The organism is Subtercola lobariae, assembly GCF_014640255.1.
Lineage (GTDB): Bacteria > Actinomycetota > Actinomycetes > Actinomycetales > Microbacteriaceae > Subtercola > Subtercola lobariae.
Window position 1 is genome coordinate 91,756 of record NZ_BMGP01000001.1, and the last position, 14,438, is coordinate 106,193.

The following is a 14,438-nucleotide window of genomic DNA, read 5'->3' on the forward strand; positions in this document are numbered from 1 at the left end:
GGTTTTTGGTGCCGTTTCGGTTCCGCTGAGCTATTGAGTACGCTGGGCAGGTGGAGTTCGGCAATCGTTACACGTCAAAGGCGCAGGCCGGTGCCCGCTTCGTCGCGCAGCGAATGCTGCTGAAACCCGTCATCTGGTCGCTGGTGCAGGTGAACATCACTGGTCGTGAGAAGGTTCGCGAGGTGAAGGGCGGCTACATCGTGGTGGCGAACCACTCCAGCCACCTCGATGCGCCCTTGATTCTGGGGTCGATGCCCAGCAGGCTCTCGAGGTATCTCGCGGCTGCGGCTGCGGCTGACTACTTCTTCGACGTGTGGTGGCGCAAAGGCCTCACTGCCCTTTTCTTCAACGCTTTTCCGGTCGATCGCAGTGCGAACGCCAAGTCGAACGGCTTCACAACCAAGCTGCTCAAGCGCGGCGTACCGCTGCTGATCTTTCCCGAAGGCACGCGCTCGAAAGACGGCACCATTGCGCCGTTCAAGGGTGGTGCGGCCGCGCTCTGCATCAAGGCCGGCATTCCGTGCATCCCGATGGCCCTGGTCGGTGCCACCGAGGCAATGCCGCGTGGCCGCAACTGGCCGGTTCCGGGTCGCCCGCCCGTCTACGTCGCCTTCGGTGACCCGCTGGTGGCGGGCGAGGGCGAGAGTGTCGACGACTTCAACCAGCGCATCGAGAAGACCGTTCGCGAGATGCATGTGGCTCAGAAGGCGTTGCAGGCCGCCGCTGCCGGCACGAACGTGCATGACTACCCACAGCTCGAAGCAGATGCCGGCGCACCCGAGGGCCAGGCAGACGACAACGATTCAACAAGAGGAGCCGCATGACCGACGTCAAGCACATGAAATGGTGGGGCTGGGGCGTCGAAGGTGTGGGTTTTCACCACGAAGACAAGCCGGGGTTTGCGCCATTCGTTGTGAATGCCGTCGGTATCGATGTGTGGAAGGAGCCGGTTCCGCCGATCTCGTTCGACGAGCTCGACGTTCCGGTGAGCCAGACGCCCGACGAGCTGTTCGATGCTCTGACGACCATCGTCGGCCCCGAGTTCGCGACGAAAGACGATGAAGAGCGTGTGGTGCACACGTATGGCAAGAGCATCCGAGACCTGATTCGGTTGCGCGCCAGCGTTCTGCCCCGCATTCCCGATGTGGTCGTCTACCCGGCCGACGAGAGCGCAGTGCAGCGCATCGTCGACCTCGCTGTGGCGTCAGATGCCGTGATCATTCCGTTCGGCGGTGGCAGCAACATCGTGGGTTCGCTCGAGCCGATACCCACCGAGACGCGCCCCGTCATCTCGCTCGACATGGGCCGCATGTCACGTGTACTCGACATCGACGAGTACTCGGGGCTGGCCGTGATTCAGGCCGGCGTGCTTGGGCCCGACATGGAAGAGCAGCTGAACGCCCGCGGCTGGACCATGGGTCACCAGCCCGATAGCTTCACCTACTCGACGCTCGGTGGCTGGATCGCCACACGCTCGTCGGGCATGCAGAGCGACAAGTACGGCGACATCGCCGAGATCACCAAGGGTCTGCGCGTTGTTCAGCCGGGCAAACTGCTCGTCGTGCGGCCGATTCCGTCGTCGGCCACCGGGCCGAGCGTTCGTGAGGCCATTCTCGGCAGCGAGGGTCGCCTCGGCGTCATCACCGAAGCGACCGTTCAGGTGCACAAGCTGCCCGCCAAGCGCGAAGTCATCGGCTACCTCTTTCGCGACTGGGATTCGGGCCTCGCCGCCATGCACGACATAAACAAGAGCGACGCCGCGCCCTCCATCACCCGGGTTTCGGATGCCCGTGAGACGGCCTTCTCGTTCTCGACCTCGAAGGCATCGCACGGCATCAGCGGTCAGGTGCAGAAGGCCCTCTTCGCGTTTTTGCAGCGTCGCGGCTGGAACCTCGACGAGGTGTGCCTCTCATTCATCGGCTACGAAGGTTCAGCGGCGAACGTTTCGCACCAGAAGTCGGTCGTCGGCGACATTCTGAAAAAGCACGGCGCCATCACGCTCGGCAAGGGCCCCGGTGCACTGTACGACCAGAAGAAGTTCGACACCCCGTACCTGCGCGACTTCCTGCTCGACCGCGGTGCTGCCGCCGACGTGTCAGAGACCTCTGCGCCGTGGTCGAAACTCAAGCCGCTCTACGACAACGTGTTCGCTGCCGCGAACAAGGCCTACGCCGAGATCGGTCTCGAAGGCGACGGCTGGATCATGTGCCACCTGTCGCACTCGATGCATTCCGGCGCGTGCCTGTACTTCACGTTCGCGTTCACGCACGATGGGGTCGACCCACTCGCTCAGTACGATGTGGTGAAGTCGGCCATCCAGCAAGCCTTCATCGACTCGGGGGCAACGCTCTCGCACCACCACAGCGTGGGCGTAGAGCACTCGCAGTGGACAGAGCAAGACATCTCGCCCGCGGGCGCCGACCTCGTGCAGGGCATGTTCACCGCGGTAGACCCCGGCAACAACCTCAACCCCGGCAAAATCCTCCCGCGGTAGCCGCTCACGGCCCCGAGATCACAAAAAGTGCCCCAAAAACGATGTTTTGAGGCACTTTTTGTGATCTCGGGGAGGGGACAGGTTACTCGACCTCGTCGAAGATGGGGCCCGTGTGCGTGGCGGGCTCGGCCGGAGACTGCAGCTTGGCGCGCTGCAACAGCTCTGCGGTCACCATGATGGGGCGGTGGTCGCTGAGGCCCTGCGGGAGGGTTTCGACGAGTTGGATGTCGAGGCCCTTCGAGGTGAGAAAGTCGAAGTGGTACGCGATCGACTTCGTGTAGAAGTAGGTGGGGCCGTCGCTCAGCGACAGCGAGTAGCCGGCCGACTCGACCTGCTTGATGAGCTTGTTGCGCAAGATGGGGTAGTTGAAGTCGCCCGCCATGAGCGTCGCAGCGCCGTGGCTCAGGTCGCTGAGGTGGGTGAGGGCAGACCTGATCTGACGGCGCCGCAGCAGGTTCGTCGCCGAAAGCGGAGAGGCGTGAAACGACGCGAGCTGAACGTCTTGCCCGGTTTCGGTGTCGACCAGGTGTGTAGTGAGCAGTCGCTCGATGCCCGGCAGCAGCATGCGGTCGTGCATGGCTCGGCGCAGCGCGAAGGCGTGCGAATCGAGCGCCGTGAAGCGGCTCGGCCGGTAGTAGATGGCCAGGCCGAGTTCGCTCTTATAGGTGGCGCTCGCCAGACGCAGATCACCGATCTCGGTGGGCATTCTCACGCCGTCGCCCTCTTGCAGGGTCAGCGCGTCAACGGGGTAACGCTCAATCAGCTCAAGCAGTTCAGCGGTTGCTGCGTGCCTGCGCAGGTTGTAGCTCATGATCTTCAGTTCAAACCGCCCAACGGTCGTGCCCCAATAACTCTGCTCATTCTACCGAGCTTCACTGGGGTCGTTATGCGTGCCTCAAGAGGCCACATGAGATTCATTCGGAGTTCACGCTCTTTCGGTTTGCTCGCCTTCACAAGATGAGCTAAGCTCATGAAGTGCACATCGCGCTGGCCGGCCCCGGATTCATGGTGGGCGGGGCGAGCGCGGTAGCGCTCGGTGCAGTGGTGTTCGGGGTCGTCGTTTTCGTGCGGCGCAGAAGGAGAAGGTAGTCGCGGGGAGGTAACCCGCAGAGAATTCGTCGAGACGTTGAGCTGCCGTGCGTTCGGGCGCGAGGCAGGTACCGTTCGGCGAGTAAAAGGGCGGCCCCCGTAATCGCAGAGGCAGGCAGGGTTCGACTGCGATGCGGGGCCGCCCGTCACCGCCCGGCCCGTCGTGCGCGCGGGCGCGCGTAGCCGAGCGCGAGGCTCCGCGCAACGGGTGTGCCGCCGGGTTGACGGATGCCCGGCGCAGGCAAATCGTAGAGAGGGTACCCGCACGACTACGCACCGGAGGCACCCCATGACACGTTTTGGCTACACCCTCATGACCGAGCAGAGCGGGCCGAAAGACCTCGTGAACTATGCCGTCGCCGCCGAGAACGTGGGATTCGACTTCGAAGTCTCAAGTGATCACTACTCGCCGTGGCTCACGAGCCAGGGGCACGCTCCGTACGCGTGGGCGGTGCTCGGCGCGGTAGCGCAGGCCACCAGCCGAGTAGAGATTGCGACCTATGTGACGTGCCCGAGCATCCGGTACCACCCAGCGGTGGTCGCCCAGAAGGCCGCCACGTTGCAGCTACTCGCCGATGGCCGTTTCATTCTGGGGCTCGGCGCTGGCGAGAACCTCAATGAGCACATCGTGGGCGAGGGCTGGCCCATGGTGGATGCCCGGCAAGACATGTTCGAAGAGGCGGTGCAGATCATCCGCGCGTTACACACCGGCGAACTCGTAACGTGGCAGGGTGAGTATTTTCGGGTCGACTCTGCCCGCGTCTGGGATCTTCCCGAAGGCGGCGTGCCCCTCGCCCTCGCCGTTTCGGGCGACAAGTCGATTGCGCGGTTCGCGCCGCTCGGTGACCACCTCATTGCTACCGAGCCCGACGGCGACCTCGTGTCGGGCTGGGGCGAGGCTCGGTCGGCGGCGCTGGCCGACGTGCGTGCCGCAGAGCAATCGGGGTCGGAGTCGGAGTCGCGTTCGGCGGGTAATGCGTCGGCGTCTGCTGCCTCGGAGTCGGCTGCCGCTCGGGCCGCTGCCTCGGCGTCCGCGAATCCGGGCGTCGCCGGGGGAGACACCGCGACGGTTCGGCCGCCGGCCAATCAGACGCGTTCCATCGGGCAGATTCCGGTGTGCTGGGGGCCCGACAAAGACGAGGCCATTGCGCTCGCCCACGACCAATTCCGCTGGTTCGGCGGCGGCTGGGCCGTCAACGCCGACCTGCCGACCCCGGCCGGGTTCGCCGGCGCAAGCCAGTTCGTGCGCCCCGAAGACGTGGCCGACTCCATCGCCTGCGGCCCCGACCTCGACGAGCTCGCCGAGAGCGTGCGGCCGTTTCTCGACGCGGGCTTCACCGACATCGCGCTCGTTCAGGTGGGGGATGCCCGCCAGCAGGAGTTTCTCGACACCGTGGCCGAGCCGCTGCTCGAGAAGCTGCGCGCGCTGTAACTCGCCTGCCTGCCCACCCCACCTCGTCCGCCCTCGAGAGAACCCGCTTCAGACGAGAGAAGCCGTCGCGCCACCTTCTCTCGTCTGCATGACCTTCTCTCGATGGCGGGCCTAGGATTCAGAGCAACCCCGAGTGACCTGAAGGAGCCCGAATGAGCGCCGCCGCAGCATCCACTGGCCCAACCGTGAGCGATGTCGACCTGGCCGGTGCCGATCTGCCCGGCATGAGCCCGGGGCTGTACGGTGTGCTGGCGGTGCCGGCCGGCGAGGGTCCGTGGCCGGCGGCGGTTATGGTGTTCGAGGCGTTCGGCATGACCGACGTGATGCGCAGGCAGGTCGACCGAATGGCGGCGATGGGGTATCTCGTGCTGATGCCCGACATCTTCGTCGACGGCGGAGTTCGAAAGTGCGTGCGGTCGACGTTCGCGGCCATCACGAGCGGCGAGGGCCGTGCCTGGGTCGACGTGGAGGCGGCGCGCGCCTATCTCGTGGCGCGAGACGACTGCAACGGCAAAGTCGGAATCCTGGGTTTCTGCATGGGCGGCGGGTTCGCCCTGGTCGCTGCGTCGGGCCGAGGGTTCGACGCGGCAAGTGTGAACTACGGGCCGCCGCCGCGCGATCTCGCGAAGGCGCTCACCGACCCGTGCCCCATCGTGGCGAGCTATGGTGCTCGTGACCTCACTCAGCGCGGCGCGGCGGCCAAGCTCGAGCTCGAACTCGCGGCCCGTGGTGTGCCCCACGATGTGAAGGAATACCCCACAGCGGGCCACTCGTTCTTGAACGATGCCCCCACGGGTCCGCGGGCATTGCGCCCGCTGACGGCGCTCATCTTGGGTGCCGGCCCGAACCCCGAGGCGGCCGCCGACGCGTGGGCCCGCATCGATGCCTTCTTCACTGAGCACTTGGCCTGACCTGGCGCTACAGAGGCCATGCGCATCCCCGCGCGTGTAGGGGCGAAGAAATCGTCTGTGGCCCGAGTTAGCGACACCAATCGGCAGCGCACCGCCGCGCCGAGCCGGGGTGGGTGGTGACCGGGGGCTACGCGCCGCCGAAGCGCTCCGTGCGCACGCGGTCGGCGGGGTGGCCGAGCTCTACGAGCCACATCGCGATGCTCTCGACGAAACTGTTCGGCCCGCAGATGTAGGTCATGGGATTCGCCGAGGGCGGCAGCGACAGCTCCACAATTTCGTCACGAGTCAGTCGCCCAACCGAACGGGCCCAGCCGTTCGGCGCCTCACGGGTGTACGCGTAATCGAGCATTACCGTGTCGTTCGAGTCTTCGGCGAGTTTCATCAACTCGTCCATGTAGAACACGAACTGCGGCGCCCGCACCGAGTACAGCAACCGCATGGGCGTCGGATGCCCGGCAGCAGCATGCGTGCGCAACATCGACATCAGCGGAACAACCCCCGACCCGCCCGCAATCAACTGCACGGGCTCAGTCTGTTCGGGGCGCCACACGAAGTATCCCCCTACCGGGCCGCGCACTTCGAGCTGGTCACCCACCTCGACACCGCGCACCAGGTACGGTGAAAGCTCGCCATCGGCGAGTTCTTCGATCGAAACCTCGACCAGGGCATCCTTATCTGTCGACGCACCAGAGGCAATGGAGTACTCGCGCGACGCCTGGTACCCGTCGGGCGCCGTCACCCGAATGTCGAGGTGCTGCCCCGACAGTTGCCCCGGCCAGTCGGCTATCTTGAGGCGCAGCGAACGAGCGGTGTCGGTTTCGTCGTGAATCTCGGCGACCGTCGCCATGTGCCAATCGACCACTAGCTGTAACGCTCTTCTTTCCAGGGATCACCGATGTCGTTGTAGCCGTACATCTCCCAGAAGCCGAGTTCGTGATGATCCATCATGGTGAGGCTATTGAGCCACTTCGCGCTCTTCCAGAGGTACAGGTGCGGAATCAGCAGGCGCGCAGGCCCGCCGTGCTCGGGCGCGAGGGGCTTGCCGTCGAACTCGAAGGCGATCCAGGCTTTGCCGCCCAGCAGGTCTGAGGTGCGCACGTTCGTGGTGTAGCCGCCGTAGCAGCCCGCCATCGCGTACGGCGTGGTCGACGTGTCGACGCCGTCGAGCAGCACATCGAGCGAAACGCCGCGCCAGCCCATGCCGAACTGCGACCAGCGCGTGACGCAGTGCAGGTCGACGGTGATCTCTTCGATGGGCTGGCCCATCAGGGTCTCCCAGCTCCACGCCTTCAGGTCGCCGTTGCCCGCCCGCAGCGAGAACGCCCAGTCGTCGAGCTTGATCTTCGGGGTGGGGCCGGCCGAGAGCACCGGAAAGTTCGAGACCTCGTACTGCCCTGGCGGCAGCAGCGGGTTGGCGTCGCGCCGGCGGCCGACGAAGCCGGGTGAAAAGATGCCCATGAGTTGCCCTTTCCGTTGTCACTTCAATCTAGTGGCCGCGGGGGCTGGCGCGCCAGAATCGCGGATGCTCGGCAGTAGCCCTCGTGGGGCCACCCACCCCGTGGTCAGGTACCGCGAACGACGTCGTAGGCCTCGAGGGCGCGCTTGCGCGATTCGCCGAGGTCGACCATCGGCTCGGGGTACTCGGGGGTGCCGGCCTCGGGCACGTAGGCGTTGATGTACTCACCCTCGGGGTCGAATTTCTTCGCCTGCAGTGCGGGGTTGAAGACGCGAAAGTAGGGTGCGGCATCCACCCCCGAACCGGCGACCCACTGCCAGTTCATGCTGTTACTGGCAGGGTCGGCGTCGACCAGCGTGTCCCAGAACCAGGCCTCGCCGATGCGCCAGTCGAGCAGCAGGTTCTTCACCAGAAACGAGGCCGCGACCATGCGGATGCGATTGTGCATCACGCCGGTCTGCCACAGTTCGCGCATACCCGCGTCGACGAGGGGGATGCCCGTGTGCCCCCGCTGCCACCTCTGCAGCACCTCGTCGGTGGGTTTCGCCCACGGAAAGGCGTTGAAGGCGGGCCGCATGTTCTCGGTCGTGATCGACGGAAAGTGGTACAGCAAGTGGTACGCGAACTCGCGCCACCCCACTTCACGCAGAAAGCCCGCTGCCCCTGGCGCACTATGTTCGGTCGCGTGCCAGAGCTGAAAGGGGCTGATCTCACCGAAGCGCAGCCGCGGTGACATGCGCGAGGTGGCGTCTCTCGCCGGCAGGTCGCGATCGTCGAGGTAGTCGGTGAGGTCGTTCTTCACGAAACGCTGCAGTTGGGCGTGCGCTGCCTTTTCGCCGGGAACCCAGGCCTCGCGCAAGCCGCCGGCCCAGTCGGGGTGGGTAGGGAGCAGGTGCCAGTCGTCGAGGTTCTCGGTTGTGGGGTGCGGGGCCCGGGCGCGAGTGGGCTGGGTGTCGCTCCCGTTCGTGAGGGCGCCGTCGCCACCTGCGCCGGCGCTGCCGAGCCGCTGCACCGTCTCGCGGCTCGGCGCGGGCAGCGGCTTCCGGGGCGCGGGCGCAGAGAGGCAGGCGCGCCAGAACGGCGTGAACACGCGGTACGGCTGGCCCTGGCCGGTCTGCAGAGTCCAGGGCTCGAAGAGCACGTTCGCGTGAAAACTGCGCGCCTCGACACCCTGCGCGGCCAGTTCGGCTTTGATGCCCGTGTCGATCTCACGCTCAGCCAGACCGTAGCGGCGGTTCCAGTACACGGCACCAGCACTTGTCTCAGCCTGGAGTTCTGCGATGACGTCGGCCGCGCGGCCCGATCGCAGGGTGAGGGTGAGGCCACGGGCATCCAACTCGCCCGCCAGCGCCTCGAGCGAGTGATGCAGCCACCACCTTGTCGCCCCGCCGAGCGGGCGAATGCCGTCACTGACCTCGTCGAAAACATAGACGCAGACGATGGGTTCGCCGCGCTCGACCGCGTTGTGGAGGGCCGGATGATCGGCAACCCTCAGATCGTCACGAAACCAGACCAGCGTGGGCGATGCCACCGGTTACTCGGCCTCGGGGTCGACGACGCAGTCATCCGAGCCCCCGCTGACGCCGATGCGCAACTTGTCGCAGAGGGCGAGTAATTGCGCCAGTTCGTCAGCATCGAGTGCCTTGGTCATTTGGCCCGTGATAGACCGACCGTGCACGCGTGCGGCATCGCGGTAGATGGCAAAGCCCTGGTCGGTGAGGCTCACAATCGTGCCGCGACCGTCAGAGGGGTCGACGGCCTTGGAGAGAATGCCTTTCGCCGAAAGTCGGTCGACCAGTCGCGAAACGCTCGGCTGGGTGAGTAGGGTTCGCCTGTTGAGGTCACGGATGCGCATGCGGCGGTGCGGTTGAATCGAGAGGGTGTAGAGCACGTCATACTCAGTCAGCGAGATCACGTGCGAGGGAAAGTCTTCGGCGAGCTTACGCATGACAGTGACCTGGGCGCGGAACAGCGCCTCCCAGGCGCCGACCGGGCTGACCCGCTCGGCGGTCGCACCGTGCTCGCTCGTCTCGGCAGACAACTCTTTTTCAACCATCACTGCACCTCTCACCTACAGATTAGGCTGCCGCGCTCTCCGCAGGGGAGTTTCACCGTGGGCTTGACCGGAAGGGCCTGAGCCAGACTGTGCGGCGGCGGTTAAACAGACAAGAGCCGGTCGTAGAGGCTAACGACCGGCTCTTTCCCTTGCACCAAGAGTGTCCTGCAATCACATTCCGCGCTTCGCTGCCACAGCAAACAACTAACGCTCTAGAACCATATAACGTTTATGTAACGGTAATCAAGTTATCAAAACGTTATTTTCCTAAGCGTTTGCCCAGAGTTCGCGTTGGCGTCAAAACCTCCCGCTCGAATGGCGCTCCGGCACCCGAGTAGAGGCTTTGCAAATGAGGCAGGTTCGAGAGCCTGCATGCGGAATCTGAGCAAAGATCCTAGACTCTGAGTAATTCTCGAGCAAAGGATGCGGATGTTCATCATTTACGCAATTGTGGGCTTGGTGGTCATAGTGGCCGGGCTTACGTTGGTGCTGACCCTTCGCCAACGTCGCTCGCGTGACTTTGCGCGACGGCTCGATCCCCGAGATGAACCCGGTGCGGCACATGACAGAGGTCAGGCATCCGCTCTGGCTTCATCGATTGCGCGTGGAAGCGGCGGCCGTCTCTGATTTGTGCGACCGCTGATGCGGCAATTCAGCTCGTACCTGGAGACGCGCGACGCAGCGAGTGAATTCGGTGTATCGCGAGGATCTCGCTCCTCGCGACCTGCGATTCCCGACGCAAGTTGTGCGCCGCAGAGGCGGCGGCGCACAAAACAACTCAGAACAGGTCGGGCGAAGGGGTGCTGGTCTGGCGCACTGAGACATCAGCGTGGCGATCGAAGCGGTAGCCGACGCCGCGCACGGTGCGCACGATGTCTTCGTAGCTGCCGAGCTTCGAGCGCAGGCGACGCACGTGCACGTCGATGGTGCGCTCGTTGGGAATGTCGTCGTCGCCTGAGCTCCAGAGGGCCGAGATCAATTCGGCGCGCTCGATGGTGCGGCCTTCGCGCAGCACCAGGTACTGCAGCAGCTCGAATTCTTTGTAGGTCAGGTTGGCCGACTCGTTGTCGAGCAGGAGGCGCTTGCGCGAAAGGTCGATGACGACGCCCGCGTGTGCGCGGTCGGCCGGGTCGGGCTCGGTGCTCTGGCGGTGCTTCGCGAGCGCGGCGGGGTCTTGCAACGCGAGCCGAACAACGTCGACGTCGCGGCCACCGGAGCCGCGGGGCGCGAGCGCTACTGCCGCATACGTTTCTGAGCTCGGGGCGAGCTGAGCGACCAGCGCCTTGATCTGCGACACGATCGAGCCGAGCTCGGTGCCGTCTTGTTCGGCCTTCTCCTCGTCGATGCCTACGTAGAGAACGAAGCCGCGAGCCTCGGTGCCGGCGGGCACCGCGCGAATGTGCGGTGCGGCCGAACCGGCGGTCGCAGTGGCGGTAGCAGCTGTGCCGGCCGAGCCGGTGGATGCGCCGGGTGCAGCCGAGATGCTCGGTGCGTTGTACGAGGTGGCGAGCGGCGTTGAAAGGTGAGCGATTGACACGGGAGGAGTCCTTTGGGTGATGATGCGCACAGCCGCCGACGAAAGGGCGAGATGTCTGTGCAGGTTTGTCGAGGGCCGGTCAGCTGCAAAAAGCTGAGGCCGTGTGCGAGAGACCGGGGTGCGGGTCTTTCGGGAGCTCAGACCAGCGCGCAGTCGAACGGCGCGGCTCTACGGCCAGAGACTCGGCGAGGGGTGTCTTTGGGTGAAGACGCTCTCGTCAGCGACACATTCGACAGGGCATGGCAACGGCGCCGGGCATCATCATGCCGGCGTTCCCAAAGGCCGAAGCGGCAGCAGTGGAAGGCGTGTTGTCATACATGTCTAGAAGTAAAGCAAAGAATCGGCGTCAAAGTCAATTCTTTTGCGCGATTGACCGCGATCCATCGGCGATTGGCTGCGAAGAGAGGGTTAGGCGAGCCCATAAAGGCGGTCGCCGGCATCACCCAGGCCCGGCACGATGTAGCCCTGATCGTTCAGCCGTTCATCCAGCGCGCCGAGAACGAGCGTCACGTCACGGCCGGCCGTGCGGGCCTCGAGAGCAGCAACTCCCTCAGGTGCCGCCAGCAAGCAGATGGCCGTGACGTCGATCGCACCTCGATTGAACAAGAACTCGATGGCGGCGCCGAGCGATCCGCCCGTCGCGAGCATCGGATCGAGCACGAAACACTGCCGATCTGAAAGGTCGTCGGGCAGCCGTTCGGCATACGTCGACGGTTCGAGGGTCTCTTCGTTGCGAACCATGCCGAGAAAGCCCACCTCGGCCGTCGGAACGAGTTTCACCATTCCCTCGAGCATCCCGAGCCCAGCACGAAGAATCGGCACGACGAGTGGCCGCGGTTCGCTGAGCGCAACCCCGGTGGTTTCGGCGACGGGCGTCGTGATGGTGACTTCGTTGACCCGAACCCCGCGCGTCGCCTCATAGGCGAGCAGCGTCACGAGTTCTTCGGTGAGCGCCCGAAAGGTCGCCGACGAAGTCGTCTTATCACGCAGCACGGTCAATTTGTGGGTGATGAGCGGGTGGTCGGCAACGTGTACTCGCATAAAGTAAACCTACCGTCAGGGTGGTCTTTCGACCCAGCATCTGCGGCAGGCGACGAGAGGGGTTGTGACGGTGACAGAAACCGTGTTCCCCGCATCAGAACAACACGACCAATGGATGCTCGCCGCCCTCACCGAGGCGCGCGGCGCCCTCACCTCGGGTGATGTGCCGGTCGGAGCAGTGCTCATCTCGAATTCGGGTGAGCTTCTCGCTCTCGGCCATAACGAGCGCGAGCTGCACAACGACCCCACCGCTCACGCGGAGATCGTGGCGCTTCGCGCGGCCGCGCGCCATCGAGGCGACTGGCAGCTGCCGGGAACCACGCTTGTGGTCACGCTCGAGCCGTGCGTAATGTGTGCCGGCGCGATTCTCGCAGCTCGAGTCGAGTGCGTGGTCTTTGGCGCATGGGACGATAAAGCCGGCGCCGCCGGTTCGGTCTACGACGTGCTGCGCGACCGCCGCCTGAACCACCGCGTCGAGGTGTTCGCGGGGGTCAGAGCCGCGGAGTGCGCGGCCCTGCTGACCGACTTCTTTCGCGCCCGGCCCTCAGTCTGAGGCCTTAATCACGATCGCTTCGGTGGGGGTGGCCGGGCTCGCCTCTGCCACATAGACATCGGGCTCGATGTAGATCACTCGCGCAATCGGAACGGCCGCGCGAATACGAGCCTCGACGGCGTTGATGGTGTTCGCCACGTCATCGAGCCGCGCCGATGCAGGCAGCGCGATCTTCGCCGCCACCATCAGCTCGTCTGGCCCGAGGTAGAGCGTCTTCATGTGAATGACCCGCTCGACATCGTGCCCAGCATCGATGGCATCCTGAATGGCGGTCACGTCGACCGCCGACGCGCCCTCGCCCACGAGCAAGCTCTTCGTCTCGATGCCGAGTACCACAGCGACGGCCACGAGAAGGGTACCGATGGCGATCGTTCCGATGCCATCCCACACCCCATTGCCCGTCGCGACTGCGATGACGATGCCCACGAACGCGAACGTGAGCCCGGTCAGCGCGGCAACGTCTTCGAGCAGCACCACGGGCAGCTCGGGCGCCTTCGCGCGCCGCACGAACTGCACCCAGCTCAGCTTGCCCCGGGTGTGATTGCTCTCTTTCATCGCCGTTCGAAGCGAGAAACCCTCGAGCACCATCGCGGCCAGCAGCACCACGATGGGCACCCATGGCGAGTCGATGGGGTGCGGGTGGCTGATCTTCTCGACTCCCTCGTAGAGCGAGAACACACCACCCACCGAGAACAGGATGATCGACACCACGAAGGCGTACACATACCGCTCGCGCCCGTACCCGAACGGATGCTCGACGTCAGCCTGTTTGCGTGACTTTCGCCCGCCGAGCAGCAGAAGCACCTGGTTGCCCGAGTCGGCGAGCGAGTGCACACTCTCGGCGAGCATCGACGACGAGCCCGAAATGATGAAGGCGATGAACTTGATGATGGCGATTCCCACGTTCGCCCCCAGTGCCGCCAGAATCGCTCTGCTGCCGCCTGAAGTGCTCACGGGTGAGGCCTCGTTCTTTCGTTTCGTGGTTGTCGTCAATCCTAGGATGGACGAATGACTGAGCATTCGCCCGTTTCACTGCCCGCCATTTCGATTCTCGGCGTGGGCTCGATGGGTCGAGCCATTCTGAGCGGGCTGCTGGCCCCGGGGGTCGAGGTCGACGGCCCGATTCGCGTCACGAACCGATCGGCCGCGAGCGCGGCGAAGCTTCCCGACGACGATCGTCTCGTCTCGCTCCTGACCGAGTCTGACGAGAACGCGAACAGTGCAGCCGTCAAGGGCGCAGCGATCGTGCTCGTCGCCGTGAAGCCGGCCATGGTGCCCGATCTGCTCGACGAGATCGCCGATGCTCTTGCGCCGGGCACCGTCGTGGTGAGCGTCGCGGCAGGCGTGAGCATCGCCACGTTCGAGAAGCATCTGCCAGAGGGGGTGTCGGTCATCCGTTCGATGCCGAACACCCCGGCTACGGTGGGCCGCGCCGTAACCGGAGTGAGTGCGGGCACCCGTTCGACGCCCGAGCAGCTCGAGACGGTGCGGCGCCTGTTCGAGACGGTCGGTGAAGTTCTGGAGGTTTCTGAGTCACAGCTCGATGCTCTCAGCACGATCTCTGGCTCAGGCCCCGCTTACGTCTATCTGTTGATAGAAGCACTGACCACTGCGGCTGTGGAGAAGGGGTTCAGCGCCGACGAAGCAGCCCTGCTCGTGAACGGCACGTTCATCGGCGCGACCGAGTTGCTGCGCCAATCAGGCAAAACGCCAGAAGAACTGCGCATCCAAGTCACCAGCCCCAAGGGAACCACCGAGCGCGCCATCGCCGTGCTGCAGGATGCCCGGCTCGACACCCTCTTCACTGCGGCCACTGACGCGGCCTTAGCCCGAGCCCGCGAACTCGCGGCCGGCTGACGCCACCTCCGC

Annotated in this window: 14 protein-coding genes; 6 read left to right on the forward strand and 8 right to left on the reverse strand. The window is 64.9% G+C overall.

The features are described 5' to 3' along the window. Positions 1-50: 50 nt before the first annotated feature. Complete coding sequence (locus IEX24_RS00465; RefSeq protein WP_229715024.1) at positions 51-824, forward strand: lysophospholipid acyltransferase family protein; 774 nt, start codon at positions 51-53, stop codon at positions 822-824. Continuing rightward, positions 821-2,494, forward strand: coding sequence for an FAD-binding oxidoreductase (locus tag IEX24_RS00470; protein WP_188672036.1), 1,674 nt, complete (start codon positions 821-823; stop codon positions 2,492-2,494). The genes IEX24_RS00465 and IEX24_RS00470 overlap by 4 nt, the downstream gene beginning before the upstream one ends. An 82-nt stretch (positions 2,495-2,576) precedes the next feature. Here IEX24_RS00470 and IEX24_RS00475 read toward each other — a convergent pair whose 3' ends face one another. Continuing rightward, positions 2,577-3,305: an endonuclease/exonuclease/phosphatase family protein gene (locus IEX24_RS00475; RefSeq protein WP_307821406.1), complete on the reverse strand. Its 729-nt coding sequence runs from the start codon at positions 3,303-3,305 to the stop codon at positions 2,577-2,579. A gap of 567 nt (positions 3,306-3,872) precedes the next feature. Here IEX24_RS00475 and IEX24_RS00480 point away from each other — a divergent pair. Further along, positions 3,873-5,015: a TIGR03557 family F420-dependent LLM class oxidoreductase gene (locus IEX24_RS00480; RefSeq protein ID WP_188672039.1), complete on the forward strand. Its 1,143-nt coding sequence runs from the start codon at positions 3,873-3,875 to the stop codon at positions 5,013-5,015. A 152-nt stretch (positions 5,016-5,167) separates the two neighbouring features. Further along, positions 5,168-5,926 (forward strand): dienelactone hydrolase family protein, encoded by a 759-nt coding sequence (locus IEX24_RS00485; RefSeq protein WP_188672042.1) that lies wholly within the window; start codon positions 5,168-5,170, stop codon positions 5,924-5,926. Positions 5,927-6,053: 127 nt separating this feature from the next. Here IEX24_RS00485 and IEX24_RS00490 read toward each other — a convergent pair whose 3' ends face one another. From IEX24_RS00490 to upp, 6 genes are all read right to left on the reverse strand, one after another. Further along, entirely contained in the window at positions 6,054-6,788 is a 735-nt protein-coding gene (locus IEX24_RS00490) for a ferredoxin reductase (protein WP_229715025.1), read from the reverse strand. Beyond that, complete coding sequence (locus IEX24_RS00495) at positions 6,788-7,384, reverse strand: molybdopterin-dependent oxidoreductase (RefSeq protein ID WP_188672045.1); 597 nt, start codon at positions 7,382-7,384, stop codon at positions 6,788-6,790. Before IEX24_RS00495 ends, IEX24_RS00490 begins: the two co-directional genes overlap by 1 nt. A gap of 104 nt (positions 7,385-7,488) precedes the next feature. Beyond that, the gene (locus IEX24_RS00500; RefSeq protein ID WP_188672048.1) at positions 7,489-8,913 is read right to left on the reverse strand and encodes a cryptochrome/photolyase family protein; all 1,425 of its coding nucleotides are present in this window, start codon (positions 8,911-8,913) and stop codon (positions 7,489-7,491) included. Between the two features lie 3 nt (positions 8,914-8,916). After that, positions 8,917-9,438 carry a MarR family winged helix-turn-helix transcriptional regulator gene (locus IEX24_RS00505; RefSeq protein WP_188672053.1) on the reverse strand — a complete coding sequence of 174 codons (522 nt, stop codon included), beginning with the start codon at positions 9,436-9,438 and terminating at the stop codon, positions 8,917-8,919. A 778-nt stretch (positions 9,439-10,216) separates the two neighbouring features. Beyond that, the gene (locus tag IEX24_RS00510) at positions 10,217-10,975 is read right to left on the reverse strand and encodes a winged helix-turn-helix domain-containing protein (protein ID WP_229715026.1); all 759 of its coding nucleotides are present in this window, start codon (positions 10,973-10,975) and stop codon (positions 10,217-10,219) included. A 408-nt stretch (positions 10,976-11,383) separates the two neighbouring features. Next, positions 11,384-12,016 carry a uracil phosphoribosyltransferase gene (gene upp, locus IEX24_RS00515; RefSeq protein ID WP_188672056.1) on the reverse strand — a complete coding sequence of 211 codons (633 nt, stop codon included), beginning with the start codon at positions 12,014-12,016 and terminating at the stop codon, positions 11,384-11,386. 70 nt (positions 12,017-12,086) lie between these two features. On the opposite strand from upp, the gene tadA reads away from it, so the two are divergent. Then, positions 12,087-12,569 carry a tRNA adenosine(34) deaminase TadA gene (tadA, locus tag IEX24_RS00520; RefSeq protein ID WP_268236202.1) on the forward strand — a complete coding sequence of 161 codons (483 nt, stop codon included), beginning with the start codon at positions 12,087-12,089 and terminating at the stop codon, positions 12,567-12,569. Here the strand turns inward: tadA and IEX24_RS00525 are convergent. Beyond that, positions 12,561-13,523, reverse strand: coding sequence for a cation diffusion facilitator family transporter (locus tag IEX24_RS00525; protein WP_188672059.1), 963 nt, complete (start codon positions 13,521-13,523; stop codon positions 12,561-12,563). The genes tadA and IEX24_RS00525 overlap by 9 nt on opposite strands. Positions 13,524-13,577: 54 nt before the next feature. Here IEX24_RS00525 and proC point away from each other — a divergent pair, with 54 nt between their 5' ends. Then, positions 13,578-14,426, forward strand: a complete 849-nt coding sequence (gene proC, locus IEX24_RS00530) for a pyrroline-5-carboxylate reductase (RefSeq protein ID WP_188672063.1) — start codon at positions 13,578-13,580, stop codon at positions 14,424-14,426. Positions 14,427-14,438: the final 12 nt, after the last annotated feature.